Origin of the sequence: Maribacter sp. R86514 (assembly GCF_044597005.1) — a bacterium.
Lineage (GTDB): Bacteria > Bacteroidota > Bacteroidia > Flavobacteriales > Flavobacteriaceae > Maribacter.
Genome location: NZ_CP138999.1, coordinates 1,875,718 through 1,890,705, shown reverse-complemented (window position 1 = coordinate 1,890,705; position 14,988 = coordinate 1,875,718). Strand labels below are relative to the sequence as shown.

Here is a 14,988-nt window from a genome sequence, read left to right as displayed (position 1 = left end):
CAAAATTTAATAGTGTAGTGTAAAAATAAAAATTTTTGCAACATTCTAATTTTTATGTCGTCCTTATTATAACAACAAACTAAAACCAATCAATTTAACCGATGTTTCAAAGCAATGTCGTAGAGAAATGTAAAGCAAACGACCGGGCTGCCCAGTTGCAGTTGTATAGGAAGTATTGCGACGGAATGTACATTGTTGCAATGCGATTTGTGAAAAATGCAGATGATGCCGAAGACATTTTACAAGAATCTTTCATAAAGGCATTTGAAAAACTTCATCAATTTAAAGGCGATGTCACTTTTGGTGCTTGGTTAAAAAGAATAGTGGTGAATAAGAGTATCGATTTTCTGAAATCTAAAAAAGATAAAGAGGTTTCGTTAGATGATAGTTATATGCAGGTTGTTGCAGAAAATGATAATTGGAATGTACCGGCAACAATTACAATAGAACAAGTAAGATCTGCCATTAATGAATTACAGGATAAATATAAATACGTGGTACTCATGTTTTTAGTAGAAGGGTATGATCACCAAGAAATTGCTGAGGTTTTAGATATTTCTGCATCTGCCTGTAGAACCAGATTGTCTAGAGGAAAAGTACATTTAAAAGAACTATTAAAAGGAAAAAATTATGGAACAGGATCTTAGGGAAATGTTCAAAAAAGATAGGGAAAAGCAAAAGCATACCATTAAAAATGGTCATGAAGAACGCTTTTTAAAAAAACTGGAAGAAGCCATGCCAGTAGAGCATAATCCCGTGGGAGGTTGGTTGAAGATCGCAGCTTCTGTAGCAGTAATTATGTGTTTAGGAATGGGGTTCCTATACTTTAATAATAATGATGGTAATACACAAACTGTGGTTGATGCCGACACTATTGAGGAACAGAAATCTGAATTTACTTTCGGTGATCTTTCACCAGATTTAAAAAAGGTAGAGAATTATTACGTTGCCCATATTAATATGGAATTGGCAAAGCTAGAAGTATCACCAGACACCAAAGAGTTGGTAGACAGTTTTATGGAGCAGCTTAATAATTTGAATATAGAATACAAGATGTTGAATACAGAGTTAAAAGAATTAGGTCCTAATGATCAAACCATTACGGCACTGATAGAGAATTTACAATTGCGATTACAATTATTACAGAAATTAAAAAGAAAGTTAAACGAATTAAAATTATCAAAAAATGAACAGATCATGGACAACAGTATCTAAGCAACTCATCATTGCATTAGGTCTATTAACTTCTACGTCGTTTTTGGCGCAAGAAGAAAGCAAAACATTTCAAGAACGATTTATTGTGGCAGAAGATGCTGTGGTAAATATCAATACCAGCTATGCCGATATTGAATTTGAAACTTGGGATAAGGATGAGGTGGCCATTTTGGCCACTATCACCCTAGAAGGTGCAACTAAAGAGGAAGCTGAAAATTACTTTAAAAATAGCCCTATTGAAATATTAGGCAATAGTAAGGAAATTAAGATTTCTTCCAAGTCAAAGAATAACGACTTTTTTGCCAGTTTTGATTCAGATCACGTTTTTGATCATGGCGGTATGCGCATAGAGGTTCCGGAGATTGCATCATTTGTGGTAACTGTTCCAGAGATAGCTCCCTTTCCAGAAATGCCACCGCTGCCATTAACGGATGCCTTTACATTTGATTATGAAGCATATCAAAAAGATGGTGATGACTACATGAAAAAATGGCAAAAGAAATTTGAAAAGAGTTTTGATAAAAAACATCAAAAGCGATTAGAGGAATGGGCGGAGCGTATGGAGGAATATGCAAATAAGGGAGAAAAAACAATTGAGAGGCTTAATGAACAGCGAGCTGAATTAGTAGAGAAGAAATCCGAATTACTTGAAAAACGTCATGAAGATTTACAACATCGATTAGAAGAGTTGGAAGAGAAACGTGCTCATGCAGAGAAAAAAAAAGATGAGCTTCGGTCTTTTATTAGTACTTCTAGAGTAAACGGAGCGGATGTACCGAATATATTTTATTACGCTAACGAAGGCGAACAAAAGAATTTTAAGATTAAGAAAACCATTAAAATTAGCTTACCTAAATCCACTAGAATTAAGATGGACGTACGCCATGGTGAGGTTAAATTAGCTGAAAATACCAAAAACTTGAATGCGAACCTTTCGCATTCAAGCCTTTGGGCAGTTACAATTGATGGAGAAGAAACGACTGTTTCTGCAGCATATACACCAGTTAGTGTTCAAAAATGGAACTATGGGCAGTTAAGTACTTCGTACTCGGAAGAAATTTCATTGTCAGAAGTAGTTCAATTACAATTGCAGGCAACATCATCTGATGTTACTATAGAAAAATTGTTCAACAAAGCATTTATAAAAAATGATTTTGGTGCTGTACACGTTCTTGAATTGGGTAACGATTTTAAAGAGTTGGATGTTAGTGTGAAAAATGGCGAGTTGAATGTTACCGTACCAAAAGTAGCTACCAATATTTATGTAAAAGGTAATGCTTCAACATTAAAGATGCCAGAAGGTTTACAGATGATAGAAACTAAAAATGGAAACACTACAATCTATAAGGGGCATCAATTAAAAAGTAATAGTAATAAATCTATTATAATAACATCAGATTATAGCGAAGTAGTACTGCAGTAGTTATTTTACCAATTGTAGAGTCCCAAAAACATTTGCATCTATCCACCCCATATTTTTATTTTCTCCTGCTACAAATACGGATCCTATAAGATTCTCACGTTCTTCGCTACTATCGTTATCTGCATAAGCTAGGGCAAAACCAATTTTCTTATTTTCTTTAAGCACAACCGGCTTTATGTTAGGCTCATCATTATAGATACCAGGGTAGACCTTTACAAACATTTCCCAATAGGAAGTATTACCCTCCGTTAGGTGTTTAGAAGTAATATGATTATTGTACAAAGTAGGTTTTTCATCAACTCCTAAATCTACAACATTCCCATCTAAAGCTACATAGTAAGTAAATGCATTATGATTAAATCTATGCTGACCTCCAGAGTTATCTTCATCTACGTAAACAATAACACAGTCATCGTTCCACCAAAGTGTTAATGGATCTTTCGTTTTGTCTAAAATGGTATCATCAACGATTTCCAATAAAATATAGAGTCCGTTTTCGTTCCATGCAATCTTGTATCTACCGTTGTAATCGTCATGGTCAAAAGGACCGCCAATCCAATTTTGATCTATGGGTTTCCAATCCAATAAATTCCAATAGTTTTCTATAGCTCTACCATCTAGGGTAGGAGAATCATTAATATAAGAGACCGGCGTTACTTGAGAATTTTTCTTACTATTCCCCTCTTTACAAGACGCTAGGCTTAAAAGAAGTAAAAGATAAATAGTCCATTTCATAATAAATAGTTGGTATCTATGATGTAAACACACTATTTTCTTAAATATTGTAAGATTAATAGTACTTCGTTTCAGGGAACAAGATATGATAAAATTAAAACAAGCATGTAATTACTGTATTGACCAATAGAATGTGTGATTTATAAAATTGACCGGTGCATAAAAAAAGCGCCCCTTTTGGGGCGCTTGTCTATAGAAATTTCTTGGGAGATCTTTTAATGGGCACTCTTCTTCAGATAATCTCCAAAGTTTGCTTTAAATCGATTTAATCTCGGTATAGATACATTTCTTATATATGAGTTGTTAGGATTGTTCTTTTCATAATCCTGATGATATGACTCGGCTTTATAAAATACAGTATAAGGTACAACTTCTGTGGTAATTGGATCGTTATCGTACACTTTATTATCTGTAAGTGCCTTCATATAACTTTCAATAATCTGTTTTTGCTCATCGTTCTTATAAAAAGCAATAGAGCGGTATTGCCTACCACGATCTGGACCTTGTCTATTTAATTGTGTAGGATCATGAGAACCAAAAAATACTTGCACCAATTGAGTAAAAGATATTTCATTGGGATCATAGTAAACTTCTACAGCTTCTGCATGATCTGTTTTTCCATAACCAACTTCTTCATATGTGGGGTTCTTTTGTTCACCACCGGCATAGCCAGAGATTACTTCTTTTACTCCTTTCACACTTTCAAAAATAGCCTCAACGCACCAAAAACAGCCACTGGCAAAATAGGCCGTTTCATATTTGCTTAATTGTTGCGGACTCAATTTTACCTCTTCTTCTATTTCTTCATGTTCGGTTTCCATAACTTCCGAGTTTTCAGAAATGGTATTTTTCTTGACTTTAGACTGGCAACTGGTGGCAATAAAGGTCGCGCAGGCCAATAAAGTGATTTGTAATAATTTCATAACAATTTTCTTTTAGCAATTTGTAGGTAATTTACAAAGACCTTACGAGGAAAACGGTTAAAAAATGTTAACGCCATTAAAGGAAATTATATTTTTGATATATGAACACATTACTTCACGCTCTTGAATCTTACTCGACAGAAACTATCTGTATTTTAGATGCTGCTATTCCTGCAGACGCCTACGTGACTCTTGATCTTTCTAAACAGAACAAAGATTTGTCGGATTTAGATATTACCGATTATACTATTTGTCAAAATTATATAGACAATGTGCTTACAAACAAAAAAGGTGTTATTGCCTACGGCGGATATTTAGAACATAGAAACCTATATAGTGATAAAGAAGGTTTTACTTCTAGTAGTAAACCTATAAGAAATATTCATTTGGGTATGGACTTCTGGTGTGCTACGGGTACAAAGGTATTGGTGCCTATAGATGGAAAAGTTCATAGTTTTAAAAATAATGCTACTGTTGGTGATTATGGACCAACTATTATTCTAGAACATGTTTTAAATGATATTACTTTCTATTCTTTATACGGTCACTTAGCCGTGGATTCCTTATTAGGACTATATATAGGAAAAGACTTTAAAGCTGGAGAAGTACTTGCAACTTTAGGTACTCCAGATATTAATGTGAACTATGCCCCACATTTGCATTTTCAAATTATAAAAGATTTAGAAAGTATCGAAGGTGACTACCCGGGTGTATGTGCAGAAGCAAGATTATCTTTTTATAAAGAGAATTGCCCTGATCCTAATGTGTTATTGAAGTTAGATTTAAGTAGGGAGTAATTAGTTTTAAGTACAGAGTACAGAGTACAGAGTACAGAGTACAAAGTACAAAGTACGAAGTACGAAGTCTGAAGTCTGAAATATAGAGAATAGAAAATAGAAAATAGAGAATAGACTTTTTTCGGTATTGTTATTGAAGAAAATTTAGCGAAGCTAAATTTATCTTCAACCAACAACCAACAACCAACAACCAACAACCAACAACCAACAACCAACAACCAACAACCAACAACCAACAACCAACAACCAACAACCAACAACCAACAACCAACAACCAACAACCAACAACCAACAACCAACAACCAACAACCAACAACCAACAACCAACAACCAACAACCAACAACCAACAACCAACAACCAGCAACCAACAACCAACAACCAACAACCAACAACCAACAACCAGCAACCAACCTCTATATTCTCTATTCTTTACTCTCTTTTCTATTTTTTAAAAGTCAAATTCTCGGTTAACGACACCTAATATCGATAAGGTGATTTTGGGGCTTGTGTCATTTATCGATGCGATTTTACACTTAAACCGAACTTGTGTCAACTAACGAGAATTAGGGGTTTTTCAGCGATTCATCACCTAGTAAAACAAGGCCTGCCGCGTTCTATTATTGTAACAAACGCAAGTCATGAAAACAATAATCGCAACAATCTTCATCATCTTTTTAAGCTTCACCGCTCAAGCACAGAACTCTACTGAAGAAGTAAAGGTTGAAACTATTGAAATGAGCATTGTTACTGATACAGCATTTGAAGTAAAAGCAAATACAAATACTGAAGTAGCTAGATTGTACAAATTCAAAAACTCAAGAATTAAAAGAGATTTGAATTTCTTAACGAAAGCGAACAAACCTAAAATGGCTTAAAATTTTAGTATTAAGTATTAAGTACAAAGTAAAAGGTTGAAAGTTATAGGTGGCAAAATAGGTCATTGGGTTTAAATGATAAGTACAATAAAAATTTAGCGAAGCTAAATTTTTATTGTTTCTAACAACTAACAACTAACAACTAACAACTAACAACTAACAACTAACAACTAACAACTAACAACTAACAACTAACAACTAACAACTAACAACTAACAACTAACAACTAACAACTAACAACTAAAGTCAATTGTCATTTTTGAACTCACCTCTTGTAGTCCTATTATAGGATACAAATTTTTTTTGTAGGAAAAAGCTTATTAAGTCGGTGAACTGCACAAATTCGGTGTCTAATGGAAGAAAATTTTGTAGGAAAACGGACTACAAAAATTGGTAATACATCGAAAAGCAAACTTTTCATCGTAAAAACTGTACCTCTTGTCGAATTCGAAATACGTTTACTTACGAGTAGCTGGTTATCTATAAACCAAATTTACCTACTTTATTATGCGTACAATTATTTTTTTATTCCTTGTTATCTGTTTGGGAACCAAGTCCCAAGCACAATCGAAGTCACCAGACACGAAAGTACAGACCATTGTTATGCCCATGGCAGATGTAACAATTAAGTCTAACATAAACACTCATGGTTTCCAAACAGCTGCAAGGTTTTACAAAGTCAAAAATGCAAGGATTAAACGTGCCTTACTTTTTAAGGTAAGGGTAAGAACTGTTTCTTTCGCCTGGTTAATTCTTCTACAAGTTTTTCGGTTACCTCCATTCCCCCTTGAGGTAAAACGATAGTTTTTAAAACCTCCCATACATTTTCAGTAACTATTTTCTGTCCTTCTGCAGTTGGGTGAATTCCATCTTCTAAGTTCAATTCAGAAATACCGGCTACACCTTCCAATAAAAAGGGAATCAACGCTATATCATTAGATTTAGCTAATGCAGGGTACATCATCTTAAATTGCGAAGCATAATCTGCACCCATATTTGGTGGTATTTGCATACCTGCCAATATAATTTGCGTTTCAGGATTTTTTTCTTTGACCATATCGATCATCGATTGTAAATTATTCATCGATTCTGTAATCGGTATACCTCGCAATCCGTCATTAGCGCCTAACTCCAATACAAAAATATCTACTGGCTGATTTAGTACCCAATCCAAACGGTTTAATCCTCCAGAGGTGGTTTCTCCGCTTAATCCGGAGTTAATTACTTTATAATCTAGACCCAAAGAATCTAGTTTTAATTGTATTCTATTTGGGAACCCTTCCTTGGTATCTAAGCCATACGCAGCGGTAAGACTGTTTCCGTAGAACAAAATCACTTTGTCATCGGCAGAAATTGCTTCTTTTTCCGGGCTACTAACTTCTTCGGTTTGGGTGTTAGTTTGCTTTTTTTCTGGTGTTTCTCCACAACCAACGAACAACAACACCAATAAAAAATAACGAAACTTTAATACTTTCAACATAGTCTTAACTTATTAGATTCCAAATCATTTGTTTATTTTGTTGTCTTGTACCAAAATGATTTATGACAAAGATATTAAACGTACGTAATCTAAAGAAAACGTATACCAGCGGATCTAAGAATTTGACAGTTATTGATGATATTTCTTTTTCAATAGAAGAAGGTGACACTTTTGCAATAGTTGGTCCGTCTGGTAGTGGAAAAACCACTCTTCTAGGACTATGCGCCGGATTAGATGAAATAAACGAAGGAACCATAGAATTATGTGGGGAAGATTTAAGTGCTCTAAATGAGGATCAACGTGCACTCTTAAGAAATGAAAAGGTAGGATTCATTTTTCAAGACTTTCAATTGCTACCCACTTTAACGGCTTTAGAAAATGTTAGTGTTCCTTTAGAATTACAAGGGGCTGCCAATGCTTCTAAAGATGCAATGGAACTTTTAAACAAGGTTGGTTTGGGTGATCGTCATGATCATTATCCATCTCAATTATCTGGCGGTGAACAGCAACGAGTTGCTTTGGCAAGGGCATTTTCAAACAAACCTTCTATACTTTTTGCTGATGAACCTACAGGTAACTTAGATGAAGAAACCGGGGAAAAGGTCATTAAGCTTTTATTTGATTTGAATAAAGAAATGGGCACTACCTTGGTTATTGTTACCCATGATTTAGAGTTGGCTAATCTAAATAAACATGTATTGCGACTTAAAGGTGGTAAAATAGTAATCAACGAAACCACGGCAAAATCTTGAGTACAACATATAGAACATCAAAGGCACCATTCAATTGGTTATTAAAAATGGCTTGGCGCGATGGAAAAGCTAGCGGTAAACGTTTGCTATTATTCATGGCTTCCATAATTCTTGGTATTGCCGCTGTGGTGTCAATTCAATCTTTTAGTGATAACCTAAAAGATAATATTGGTCTACAGTCTAAAGCACTTATGGGTGCAGATTTTCTTATCGATAGCAATCAGCCGGCAAATGCAAAAGTAATGGAATTGATGGATTCTTTAGGTGGATATAATGCACGAGAAGTCAATTTTGCTTCCATGGCGGCTTTCCCTAAAAGTCTGACAACAAAATTGGTTCAGGTGCGTGCCATTGAGGGCGCTTTTCCTTTTTATGGAGCTTTAGAAACAGAACCGCTCACGGCTGCACAAGAATATTTGGAAAAAGGTGGGGCGCTTGTTGATGCTACTGCAATGTTGCAATACAATTTAAAACCTGGCGATAGTGTAAAACTTGGTAATGTTACTTTCCCTATTGTTGGCTCATTAATTACCGCTCCAGGAAGTACAGGCATTGGTGCCACTGCTGCGCCACCCATCATAGTCCCTTTTCGTTTTATGGAACAAAGCGGACTCTTACAACGTGGTAGTCGTTTAAAGTATAATTATTACTTTAATAATGATAAAGCGGATTTAGAGGCTTTAAGTAAAGATGTTGATCCGTTATTAGATGCTGAAAATGCAGATATGGATACCCATACAGATACTAGCGAGCGCTTGGGTCGTAGGTATGATAATGTAGGTCGTTTTCTAAACCTAGTAGCATTTATAGCACTTCTCTTAGGCTGCGTTGGGATAGCCAGCTCTGTACATATTTATATTAAAGAGAAATTAAAAGCGGTAGCAGTGCTAAAATGTTTGGGTGCTACAAGAAAACAAACCTTTTTAATATACCTGATTCAAATTGCAGGTATGGGATTGTTGGGCGGACTCATAGGTACTATTATAGGATTGTTGTTGCAACAGACCTTTCCACTTATATTACAAGAGTTTTTACCTTTTCAAGTTGAGATATCTACCTCATTTCAAGCCATATTCGTTGGGTTGTTACTTGGTGTTTGTATGTCCGTATTATTTGCTTTATCACCATTAATACATACTTGGTTTGTATCTCCATTACAAGTGTTACGTGTGCAAGAAGATACTGGTAAGAAAGCTAGACCTTACCAAATTTGGGTAATCGTTGCTGTAGTCCTTTTTATATTTTTATTCGCCTTTTGGTTATTGGGTAGATGGGTGTTTGCATTGAGTTTTGTTGCGGGTATATTGGTGACATTTTCAATTTTGGCGGGAGTGTCGGTTCTATTTATGCGATTGATAAAACGCTACTTTCCTAAATCTTGGAGTTTTGCCGCAAGACAAAGTTTGTTGAATTTATACCGACCAAATAATCAGACCGTAGTGTTGATTTTAGCCATTGGTATTGGAACATTTTTAATTAGTACTTTATACTTTACGAAAGATTTTCTACTTGCCAAAACCTCTTTTGAGGCAAGTGCAGAAAGTCCGAATTTAATTTTGTTCGATGTACAAACTGATCAGCGTGATGCCGTAGCGAACACCATAACACCCAAGGGGCTTCCTGTAATAGATAATATTCCTATTGTTACCATGCGAATGGAACGTATTAAAGATAGGAATGTAAATGATATACGATTAGATACCACCACCCGAATGAACAAATGGATTTTAAACCATGAGTTTAGAACTACTTATAGGGATTCTATGATTGGTTCTGAGAAATTATTGGAAGGGGAGTGGATACCTTCTGTGGATCCTGATGCAAAGGTAATTCCTATTTCATTGGCAGATAATGTGGCAAATGATGCTTTAGTCACTATTGGTGATACACTGGTATTTAATGTGCAAGGGAAACTTATGACTACTGTTGTGGGTAATATTCGCCAAGTAGATTGGGCACGTATGCAGCTCAATTTCTCTATTGTATTCCCAAAGGGAGTTTTAGAGAATGCACCACAGTTTCATGTGGTAACTACCAATGCCCCAGATAAAAAATCATCCGCAGGTTTACAGCGAGAGTTGGTAAAGAAATTCCCTAATGTTTCTATCATAGATTTAAGACAGGTAGTAACCTTGGTAGAGGATATTTTAGATAAAATTTCATGGGTCATATCTTTTATGGCCTTCTTTAGTATTCTTACCGGTATCATTGTTTTGATTGGATCTGTCCGAAACAGTAAATACCAGCGTATTCGTGAAAGTGTTTTACTAAGAACACTTGGTGCCCAAAGTAAACAAATATTGAAAATTAATGCACTAGAGTACCTATTCTTAGGTGTTTTAGGAAGCGGAGTAGGAGTACTACTTTCGTTAGTGAGTAGCTTTTTACTGGCATATTTTATTTTCGATACGCCATTTGTGCCTTCATGGGTGCCATTTTTGGTTGTATTACCGGGTATTACATTTCTAGTCTTGGCAATCGGTTTAATGAATAGTAGAGGAGTATTAAATAGTCCGCCACTGCAGGTGTTACGAAAAGAAGGGAATTAATAATATATAATTGTTAGCAGAAATGCGAACAAATACATTTTTACTTTTCTACCTTTAATAGCATGAAAAAGCAACTATTCCTTTTGTTGGTTAATGTTATACTTGTTTGCTCTTGTAGTAACAATAATGTAAAAGCAGATTTAATAATTACCAATGCTAATATTTGGACGGGAGATACTGATGCTCCAAAAGCCGAGGCTATGGTCATTAGGGCAGATACTATTTTGGCTATTGGCTCTTTAGATGATATTGAAAAGTTTAAAGGCTCAGCTACTGAGGTTAAAGATGTAGCTGGAAAGTTTATTACACCAGGGTTTATTGATACTCATGTGCACCTGTTAATGGGCGGTAATAGCCTTTTAAGTGTGCAATTAAGAGACGCCAGTACAAAGCAAGAATTTATTGATAGAATTTCCGCCTTTACTAAAGAAATTGAACCGGGTCAATGGATAGTTGAGGGGAATTGGGATCATACCTTGTGGGGAGGTGAATTACCCAATAAAGATTGGATAGATGAATATACGGGTGATAACCCTTTGGCTATTTATAGAATGGACGGGCATATGATCTTAGCCAATTCTGCAGCTCTCAAAATTGCAGGTATAGATGAAAATAGTCCTGATGTAGAAAATGGGGAAATTGTTAAAAATCTTGATGGAACGCCAACCGGTATTCTTAAAAGTGAAGCCATGTACTTGGTGCTTAATAAAATTTCAGAATTAACAAAAGCAGAAAAGGAAAAGGCAATTGGTGCTGCTCAAGATTATTTGGTTTCTCAAGGGGTAACTACGATACATGATGTAGATAGTTTGGGTGGTAATGAGATTTTGGAAAACATGAATTCCAAGAACCAACTCAAGGTAAGAGTATATACTGCCGATCCCTTGAAGTATTGGAAAACAGTAGCTAAAGATGAGAATGACTCCAAATGGTTAAAGAATGGACTTATGAAAGGTTTTGTAGATGGATCTTTAGGTTCGCACACTGCAGCCTTTAAAGAACCGTATTTAGATAAGCCTACCGATAAGGGTTTGTTCATTGTTGATAAGGATAGTTTAAAAAATTGGATATTAAACGCCGATAAAAAGCAACTGCAGATTACCGTTCACGCCATAGGTGATTTGGCGAACAGCACCATATTAAATCTTTTTGATAGTGTCCTAGTCAAAAATGGCAAAAGGGACAGACGACTAAGAATTGAACATGCCCAACACTTGGCTGTTGAAGACATTGAAAGATTTTCTAAACTTGACGTTATTACAAGTATGCAACCGTACCATGCTATTGATGATGGTAGGTGGGCAGAAGAACTTATTGGTCATAACCGTATAAAGACCACGTACGCTTTTAAATCTATTTTAGACGCTAATACCACCTTGGTGTTCAGTAGTGATTGGCCAGTGGCGCCAGCTTCCCCTTTGTATGGTATATATGCAGCTGTTACCAGAAGAACTTTAGATGGTGAAAACCCTAATGGATGGGTGCCTGAACAAAAGATAAATGTTGAGCAAGCATTAATTGCGTATACAAAAGATGCTGCTTATAGCTCTTTTGATGAAAAGATGAAGGGAACTTTAGAAGTAGGGAAGTTGGCAGACTTCGTTATTTTGAATGATGATCTTTTTCAGATTGATCCTAAAACTATTAAAGATGTAAAAGTTTTGGAGACTTATGTTGGTGGTAAGAGGATGTTCGTAAATAATGTAACTTCTTATTAGTAGTTAATTATTTTATATTCTTTTTGAATTTTTAGTTTTTTTTACTGTGATTAAGTATTAGGATACTGTTTTGGTTATAATCGGTAATAGAATTGAAAGGTGTTTACATTTATCACCAGAAAATACTATTTAAAATATACTATTTTATATGTTTTTAATTTTTATAACTTTAAGAAATACGTAATTTTTATAAATCAGGCAATCATGAATATACCAGCAGATTTTTCATTTACATTAGGTTTTTGGCAAACTTTTTTAACTGCAGCGCTGTTTGTTTGGGTGTATTGTTTAGTTGATATTGCGCGTCATGAATTTAAGAATGACGGTAAAATCACATGGTTGCTAATTGTACTATTTCTACCCATTTTAGGTTCGGTTCTTTATTTATCCACAGGAAAAAGTAGACGTATTTTAAAAGTCTAACTTTAAACTCCTTTAATATTTTCAGCTTTCATAGTTACTTTTGACTTAATTACCGATAAATCTCTCACTATACGTAATTTGTCAACTAATCAACATAGCTTTGCATTTGAAATACAAAAGTGATTGTTATGCCGTTGTTTACCGATTTAAAAATATCTAGAAACTTAGAAAAAGCTCTTGATGATTTAGGTTTTGAAAATACTACTCCCATTCAAGAAAAAGCTTTTCCTATTGTAATGAGTGGTAGTGATGTTGTTGGTATTGCACAGACAGGTACGGGTAAAACTTTTGCTTATTTGCTTCCTATTTTAAATACACTGAAGTTTTCTAAAGATATTCACCCTAAGGTTATTATTCTAGTACCTACACGTGAGTTGGTAGTACAAGTAGTGGAAGAGGCGGAGAAGTTAGCTAAATATGCAGGTATTCGCATTCTTGGTGTATTTGGCGGTAAGAGTATGTTGCGTCAAAAAGAGGCTTTGGCCTTGGGTACGGATGTTCTCGTAGCAACACCTGCAAGATTGTATGATTTAATTCTTACCAAAGCAGTTCAATTAAAACAAGTGAAGAAGCTTGTAATTGATGAGGTCGATGTCATGCTTGATTTGGGCTTTAGGTTTCAGCTTGTAAATATTTTCGAACTATTACCACAGAAGAGACAGAATATTATGTTTTCTGCCACGATGACCGATGATATTGAATTGTTCATTACCGATTTCTTTACAGGCGTTCAAAAAATTGCCATTGCCGTTAGTGGAACTCCATTAGAGAATATTACCCAATATGGCTACGCTACACCTAACTTTTATACAAAAGTAAATTTGTTGGTCAACTTGTTACAAGATGAAGAAACCTACCATAAGGTTTTGGTATTTGTTTCAAGTAAGCGAAGTGCCGATTTATTGTTTAAAGAATTGGCAGAATTTTTTAGCGAAGAAATCTGTATTATACACTCCAACAAAACGCAGAATTATAGACTACGTTCCATAAATCAGTTCGACGAGGGTAAGAACCGTATTTTGGTAACTACTGATGTTATGGCACGTGGATTGGATTTACAAGAGATATCTCACGTAATTAATTTTGATACGCCAACATACCCAGAAAATTACATGCACCGAATTGGTAGAACGGGTAGGGCAGAGAAAGAAGGTACTTCAATTTTAATGTTTACGCCAAAAGAAGAAAAAGCAAAAGACGCTATTGAAGAGTTGATGTCGCATAAGGTAAATCTACAACCTTTGCCTGACGGCGTTGAAATTGCCACTCAACTTACTTTTGATGAGCAACCAAAGCATAGAGAGCGTGAAAACCCTCTTAATATAAATGAAGAGGAACGTGGAGCAAGTTTTCATGAAAAATCCGATAAGAATAAGAAAGAAAATCAAGGTGGTTCTTATAAGCGCATTATTAAAAAGAAATACTCCAAACCAAAGACCCGCGGAGATAAGAACTATGGTAAACGTGGTAGAAACAAAAAATAGGAATATTTACTTCCTTATTATGAATTCTGTTTTCCACTTCTATAATAGCTTTTAGAGCATAATTATAGAGGTGTTGTTAATTTCACTTACTTTAAAATATCGATTAAATACACTTCAAATCGGTGTGTTGTTTTTAGACCAAAAACCATTCGTCGACACTTTTTGTCTATTCATCATAGATTTATACGCTAGCCGAAAATTATAGCAGTTTGGCGAGGGTAAGAGGCATTATCCTTGACCTGAAACTACTTTTATATTGTTCAATGATTACAATATGAAAGCATTATTTACCTTACTGACAGTTATTTTCGCCGGAGCATTAGCTTTGGCACAAACTCCCCGAACAGATGATAAAATTAACACTAATGAAGTGGGTGTTGTTTTGGCTGATAGCTCTAACGATACTAGCAACGAAAAAAAGATTGAAATCACTGATGAAACGTCAGTAGTGCGTTTATACAGATATAAAAATGCAAGGGTTAATAAAGAATTAGCATTTATTACAGCTAAGGATTACGGTAAGTTGGCATAATCTTTGCCATATATTAAAAGGTGCAATGAAGCACCTTGTAAATTTTAAATTATGATGATACTTTCAATTTTAATACCAGCA

The 14,988-nt window shown here is 35.1% G+C and carries 15 protein-coding genes; 11 read left to right on the top strand and 4 right to left on the bottom strand.

The genetic code is table 11. From position 1 onward, the window contains the following. The first annotated feature begins 101 nt into the window (after positions 1 to 101). Genes SJY30_RS08375 through SJY30_RS08365 form a run of 3 tightly spaced genes read left to right on the top strand, consistent with a single transcriptional unit; the run spans position 102 to position 2,638 of the window. A complete protein-coding gene (locus tag SJY30_RS08375) occupies positions 102 to 647 on the top strand; it encodes an RNA polymerase sigma factor (protein ID WP_396635100.1) in 546 nt (181 codons plus the stop codon). Beyond that, a complete protein-coding gene (locus SJY30_RS08370; protein WP_396635099.1) occupies positions 631 to 1,215 on the top strand; it encodes a hypothetical protein in 585 nt (194 codons plus the stop codon). Before SJY30_RS08375 ends, SJY30_RS08370 begins: the two co-directional genes overlap by 17 nt. Further along, a complete protein-coding gene (locus SJY30_RS08365; protein WP_396635098.1) occupies positions 1,187 to 2,638 on the top strand; it encodes a hypothetical protein in 1,452 nt (483 codons plus the stop codon). The genes SJY30_RS08370 and SJY30_RS08365 overlap by 29 nt, the downstream gene beginning before the upstream one ends. On the opposite strand, the gene SJY30_RS08360 is transcribed toward SJY30_RS08365, so the two are convergent. Both SJY30_RS08360 and msrA read right to left on the bottom strand, forming a co-directional pair. Continuing rightward, positions 2,639 to 3,373 carry a sugar-binding protein gene (locus SJY30_RS08360; RefSeq protein WP_396635097.1) on the bottom strand — a complete coding sequence of 245 codons (735 nt, stop codon included), beginning with the start codon at positions 3,371 to 3,373 and terminating at the stop codon, positions 2,639 to 2,641. Between the two features lie 215 nt (positions 3,374 to 3,588). Beyond that, positions 3,589 to 4,296: a peptide-methionine (S)-S-oxide reductase MsrA gene (msrA, locus tag SJY30_RS08355; protein WP_396635096.1), complete on the bottom strand. Its 708-nt coding sequence runs from the start codon at positions 4,294 to 4,296 to the stop codon at positions 3,589 to 3,591. Positions 4,297 to 4,397: 101 nt separating this feature from the next. On the opposite strand from msrA, the gene SJY30_RS08350 reads away from it, so the two are divergent. Next, complete coding sequence (locus tag SJY30_RS08350; protein ID WP_396635095.1) at positions 4,398 to 5,093, top strand: peptidoglycan DD-metalloendopeptidase family protein; 696 nt, start codon at positions 4,398 to 4,400, stop codon at positions 5,091 to 5,093. A gap of 165 nt (positions 5,094 to 5,258) precedes the next feature. On the opposite strand, the gene SJY30_RS08345 is transcribed toward SJY30_RS08350, so the two are convergent. Continuing rightward, positions 5,259 to 5,504 carry a hypothetical protein gene (locus tag SJY30_RS08345; RefSeq protein ID WP_396635094.1) on the bottom strand — a complete coding sequence of 82 codons (246 nt, stop codon included), beginning with the start codon at positions 5,502 to 5,504 and terminating at the stop codon, positions 5,259 to 5,261. 228 nt (positions 5,505 to 5,732) lie between these two features. On the opposite strand from SJY30_RS08345, the gene SJY30_RS08340 reads away from it, so the two are divergent. Beyond that, positions 5,733 to 5,969, top strand: a complete 237-nt coding sequence (locus SJY30_RS08340; protein WP_396635093.1) for a hypothetical protein — start codon at positions 5,733 to 5,735, stop codon at positions 5,967 to 5,969. Positions 5,970 to 6,681: 712 nt separating this feature from the next. On the opposite strand, the gene SJY30_RS08335 is transcribed toward SJY30_RS08340, so the two are convergent. After that, complete coding sequence (locus SJY30_RS08335; RefSeq protein WP_396635092.1) at positions 6,682 to 7,449, bottom strand: arylesterase; 768 nt, start codon at positions 7,447 to 7,449, stop codon at positions 6,682 to 6,684. Between the two features lie 62 nt (positions 7,450 to 7,511). On the opposite strand from SJY30_RS08335, the gene SJY30_RS08330 reads away from it, so the two are divergent. From SJY30_RS08330 to SJY30_RS08305, 6 genes are all read left to right on the top strand, one after another. Next, a complete protein-coding gene (locus SJY30_RS08330) occupies positions 7,512 to 8,201 on the top strand; it encodes an ABC transporter ATP-binding protein (RefSeq protein WP_396635091.1) in 690 nt (229 codons plus the stop codon). A gap of 47 nt (positions 8,202 to 8,248) precedes the next feature. After that, complete coding sequence (locus SJY30_RS08325) at positions 8,249 to 10,750, top strand: ABC transporter permease (protein ID WP_396635317.1); 2,502 nt, start codon at positions 8,249 to 8,251, stop codon at positions 10,748 to 10,750. Positions 10,751 to 10,812: 62 nt separating this feature from the next. After that, a complete protein-coding gene (locus SJY30_RS08320) occupies positions 10,813 to 12,468 on the top strand; it encodes an amidohydrolase (RefSeq protein ID WP_396635090.1) in 1,656 nt (551 codons plus the stop codon). Between the two features lie 204 nt (positions 12,469 to 12,672). Next, the gene (locus tag SJY30_RS08315; protein ID WP_396635089.1) at positions 12,673 to 12,891 is read left to right on the top strand and encodes a PLDc N-terminal domain-containing protein; all 219 of its coding nucleotides are present in this window, start codon (positions 12,673 to 12,675) and stop codon (positions 12,889 to 12,891) included. 128 nt (positions 12,892 to 13,019) lie between these two features. Next, positions 13,020 to 14,375 carry a DEAD/DEAH box helicase gene (locus SJY30_RS08310; protein WP_396635088.1) on the top strand — a complete coding sequence of 452 codons (1,356 nt, stop codon included), beginning with the start codon at positions 13,020 to 13,022 and terminating at the stop codon, positions 14,373 to 14,375. 274 nt (positions 14,376 to 14,649) lie between these two features. Beyond that, complete coding sequence (locus SJY30_RS08305) at positions 14,650 to 14,907, top strand: hypothetical protein (RefSeq protein WP_396635087.1); 258 nt, start codon at positions 14,650 to 14,652, stop codon at positions 14,905 to 14,907. Positions 14,908 to 14,988 lie beyond the last annotated feature (81 nt).

Coding starts and splice junctions, on each gene's coding strand:
- SJY30_RS08375 (WP_396635100.1), top strand. CDS start 102: ATGTTTCAAAGCAATGTCGTAGAGAAATGTAAAGCAAACGACCGGGCT.
- SJY30_RS08370 (WP_396635099.1), top strand. CDS start 631: ATGGAACAGGATCTTAGGGAAATGTTCAAAAAAGATAGGGAAAAGCAA.
- SJY30_RS08365 (WP_396635098.1), top strand. CDS start 1,187: ATGAACAGATCATGGACAACAGTATCTAAGCAACTCATCATTGCATTA.
- SJY30_RS08360 (WP_396635097.1), bottom strand. CDS start 3,373: ATGAAATGGACTATTTATCTTTTACTTCTTTTAAGCCTAGCGTCTTGT.
- msrA (WP_396635096.1), bottom strand. CDS start 4,296: ATGAAATTATTACAAATCACTTTATTGGCCTGCGCGACCTTTATTGCC.
- SJY30_RS08350 (WP_396635095.1), top strand. CDS start 4,398: ATGAACACATTACTTCACGCTCTTGAATCTTACTCGACAGAAACTATC.
- SJY30_RS08340 (WP_396635093.1), top strand. CDS start 5,733: ATGAAAACAATAATCGCAACAATCTTCATCATCTTTTTAAGCTTCACC.
- SJY30_RS08335 (WP_396635092.1), bottom strand. CDS start 7,449: ATGTTGAAAGTATTAAAGTTTCGTTATTTTTTATTGGTGTTGTTGTTC.
- SJY30_RS08330 (WP_396635091.1), top strand. CDS start 7,512: ATGACAAAGATATTAAACGTACGTAATCTAAAGAAAACGTATACCAGC.
- SJY30_RS08325 (WP_396635317.1), top strand. CDS start 8,249: ATGGCTTGGCGCGATGGAAAAGCTAGCGGTAAACGTTTGCTATTATTC.
- SJY30_RS08320 (WP_396635090.1), top strand. CDS start 10,813: ATGAAAAAGCAACTATTCCTTTTGTTGGTTAATGTTATACTTGTTTGC.
- SJY30_RS08315 (WP_396635089.1), top strand. CDS start 12,673: ATGAATATACCAGCAGATTTTTCATTTACATTAGGTTTTTGGCAAACT.
- SJY30_RS08310 (WP_396635088.1), top strand. CDS start 13,020: ATGCCGTTGTTTACCGATTTAAAAATATCTAGAAACTTAGAAAAAGCT.
- SJY30_RS08305 (WP_396635087.1), top strand. CDS start 14,650: ATGAAAGCATTATTTACCTTACTGACAGTTATTTTCGCCGGAGCATTA.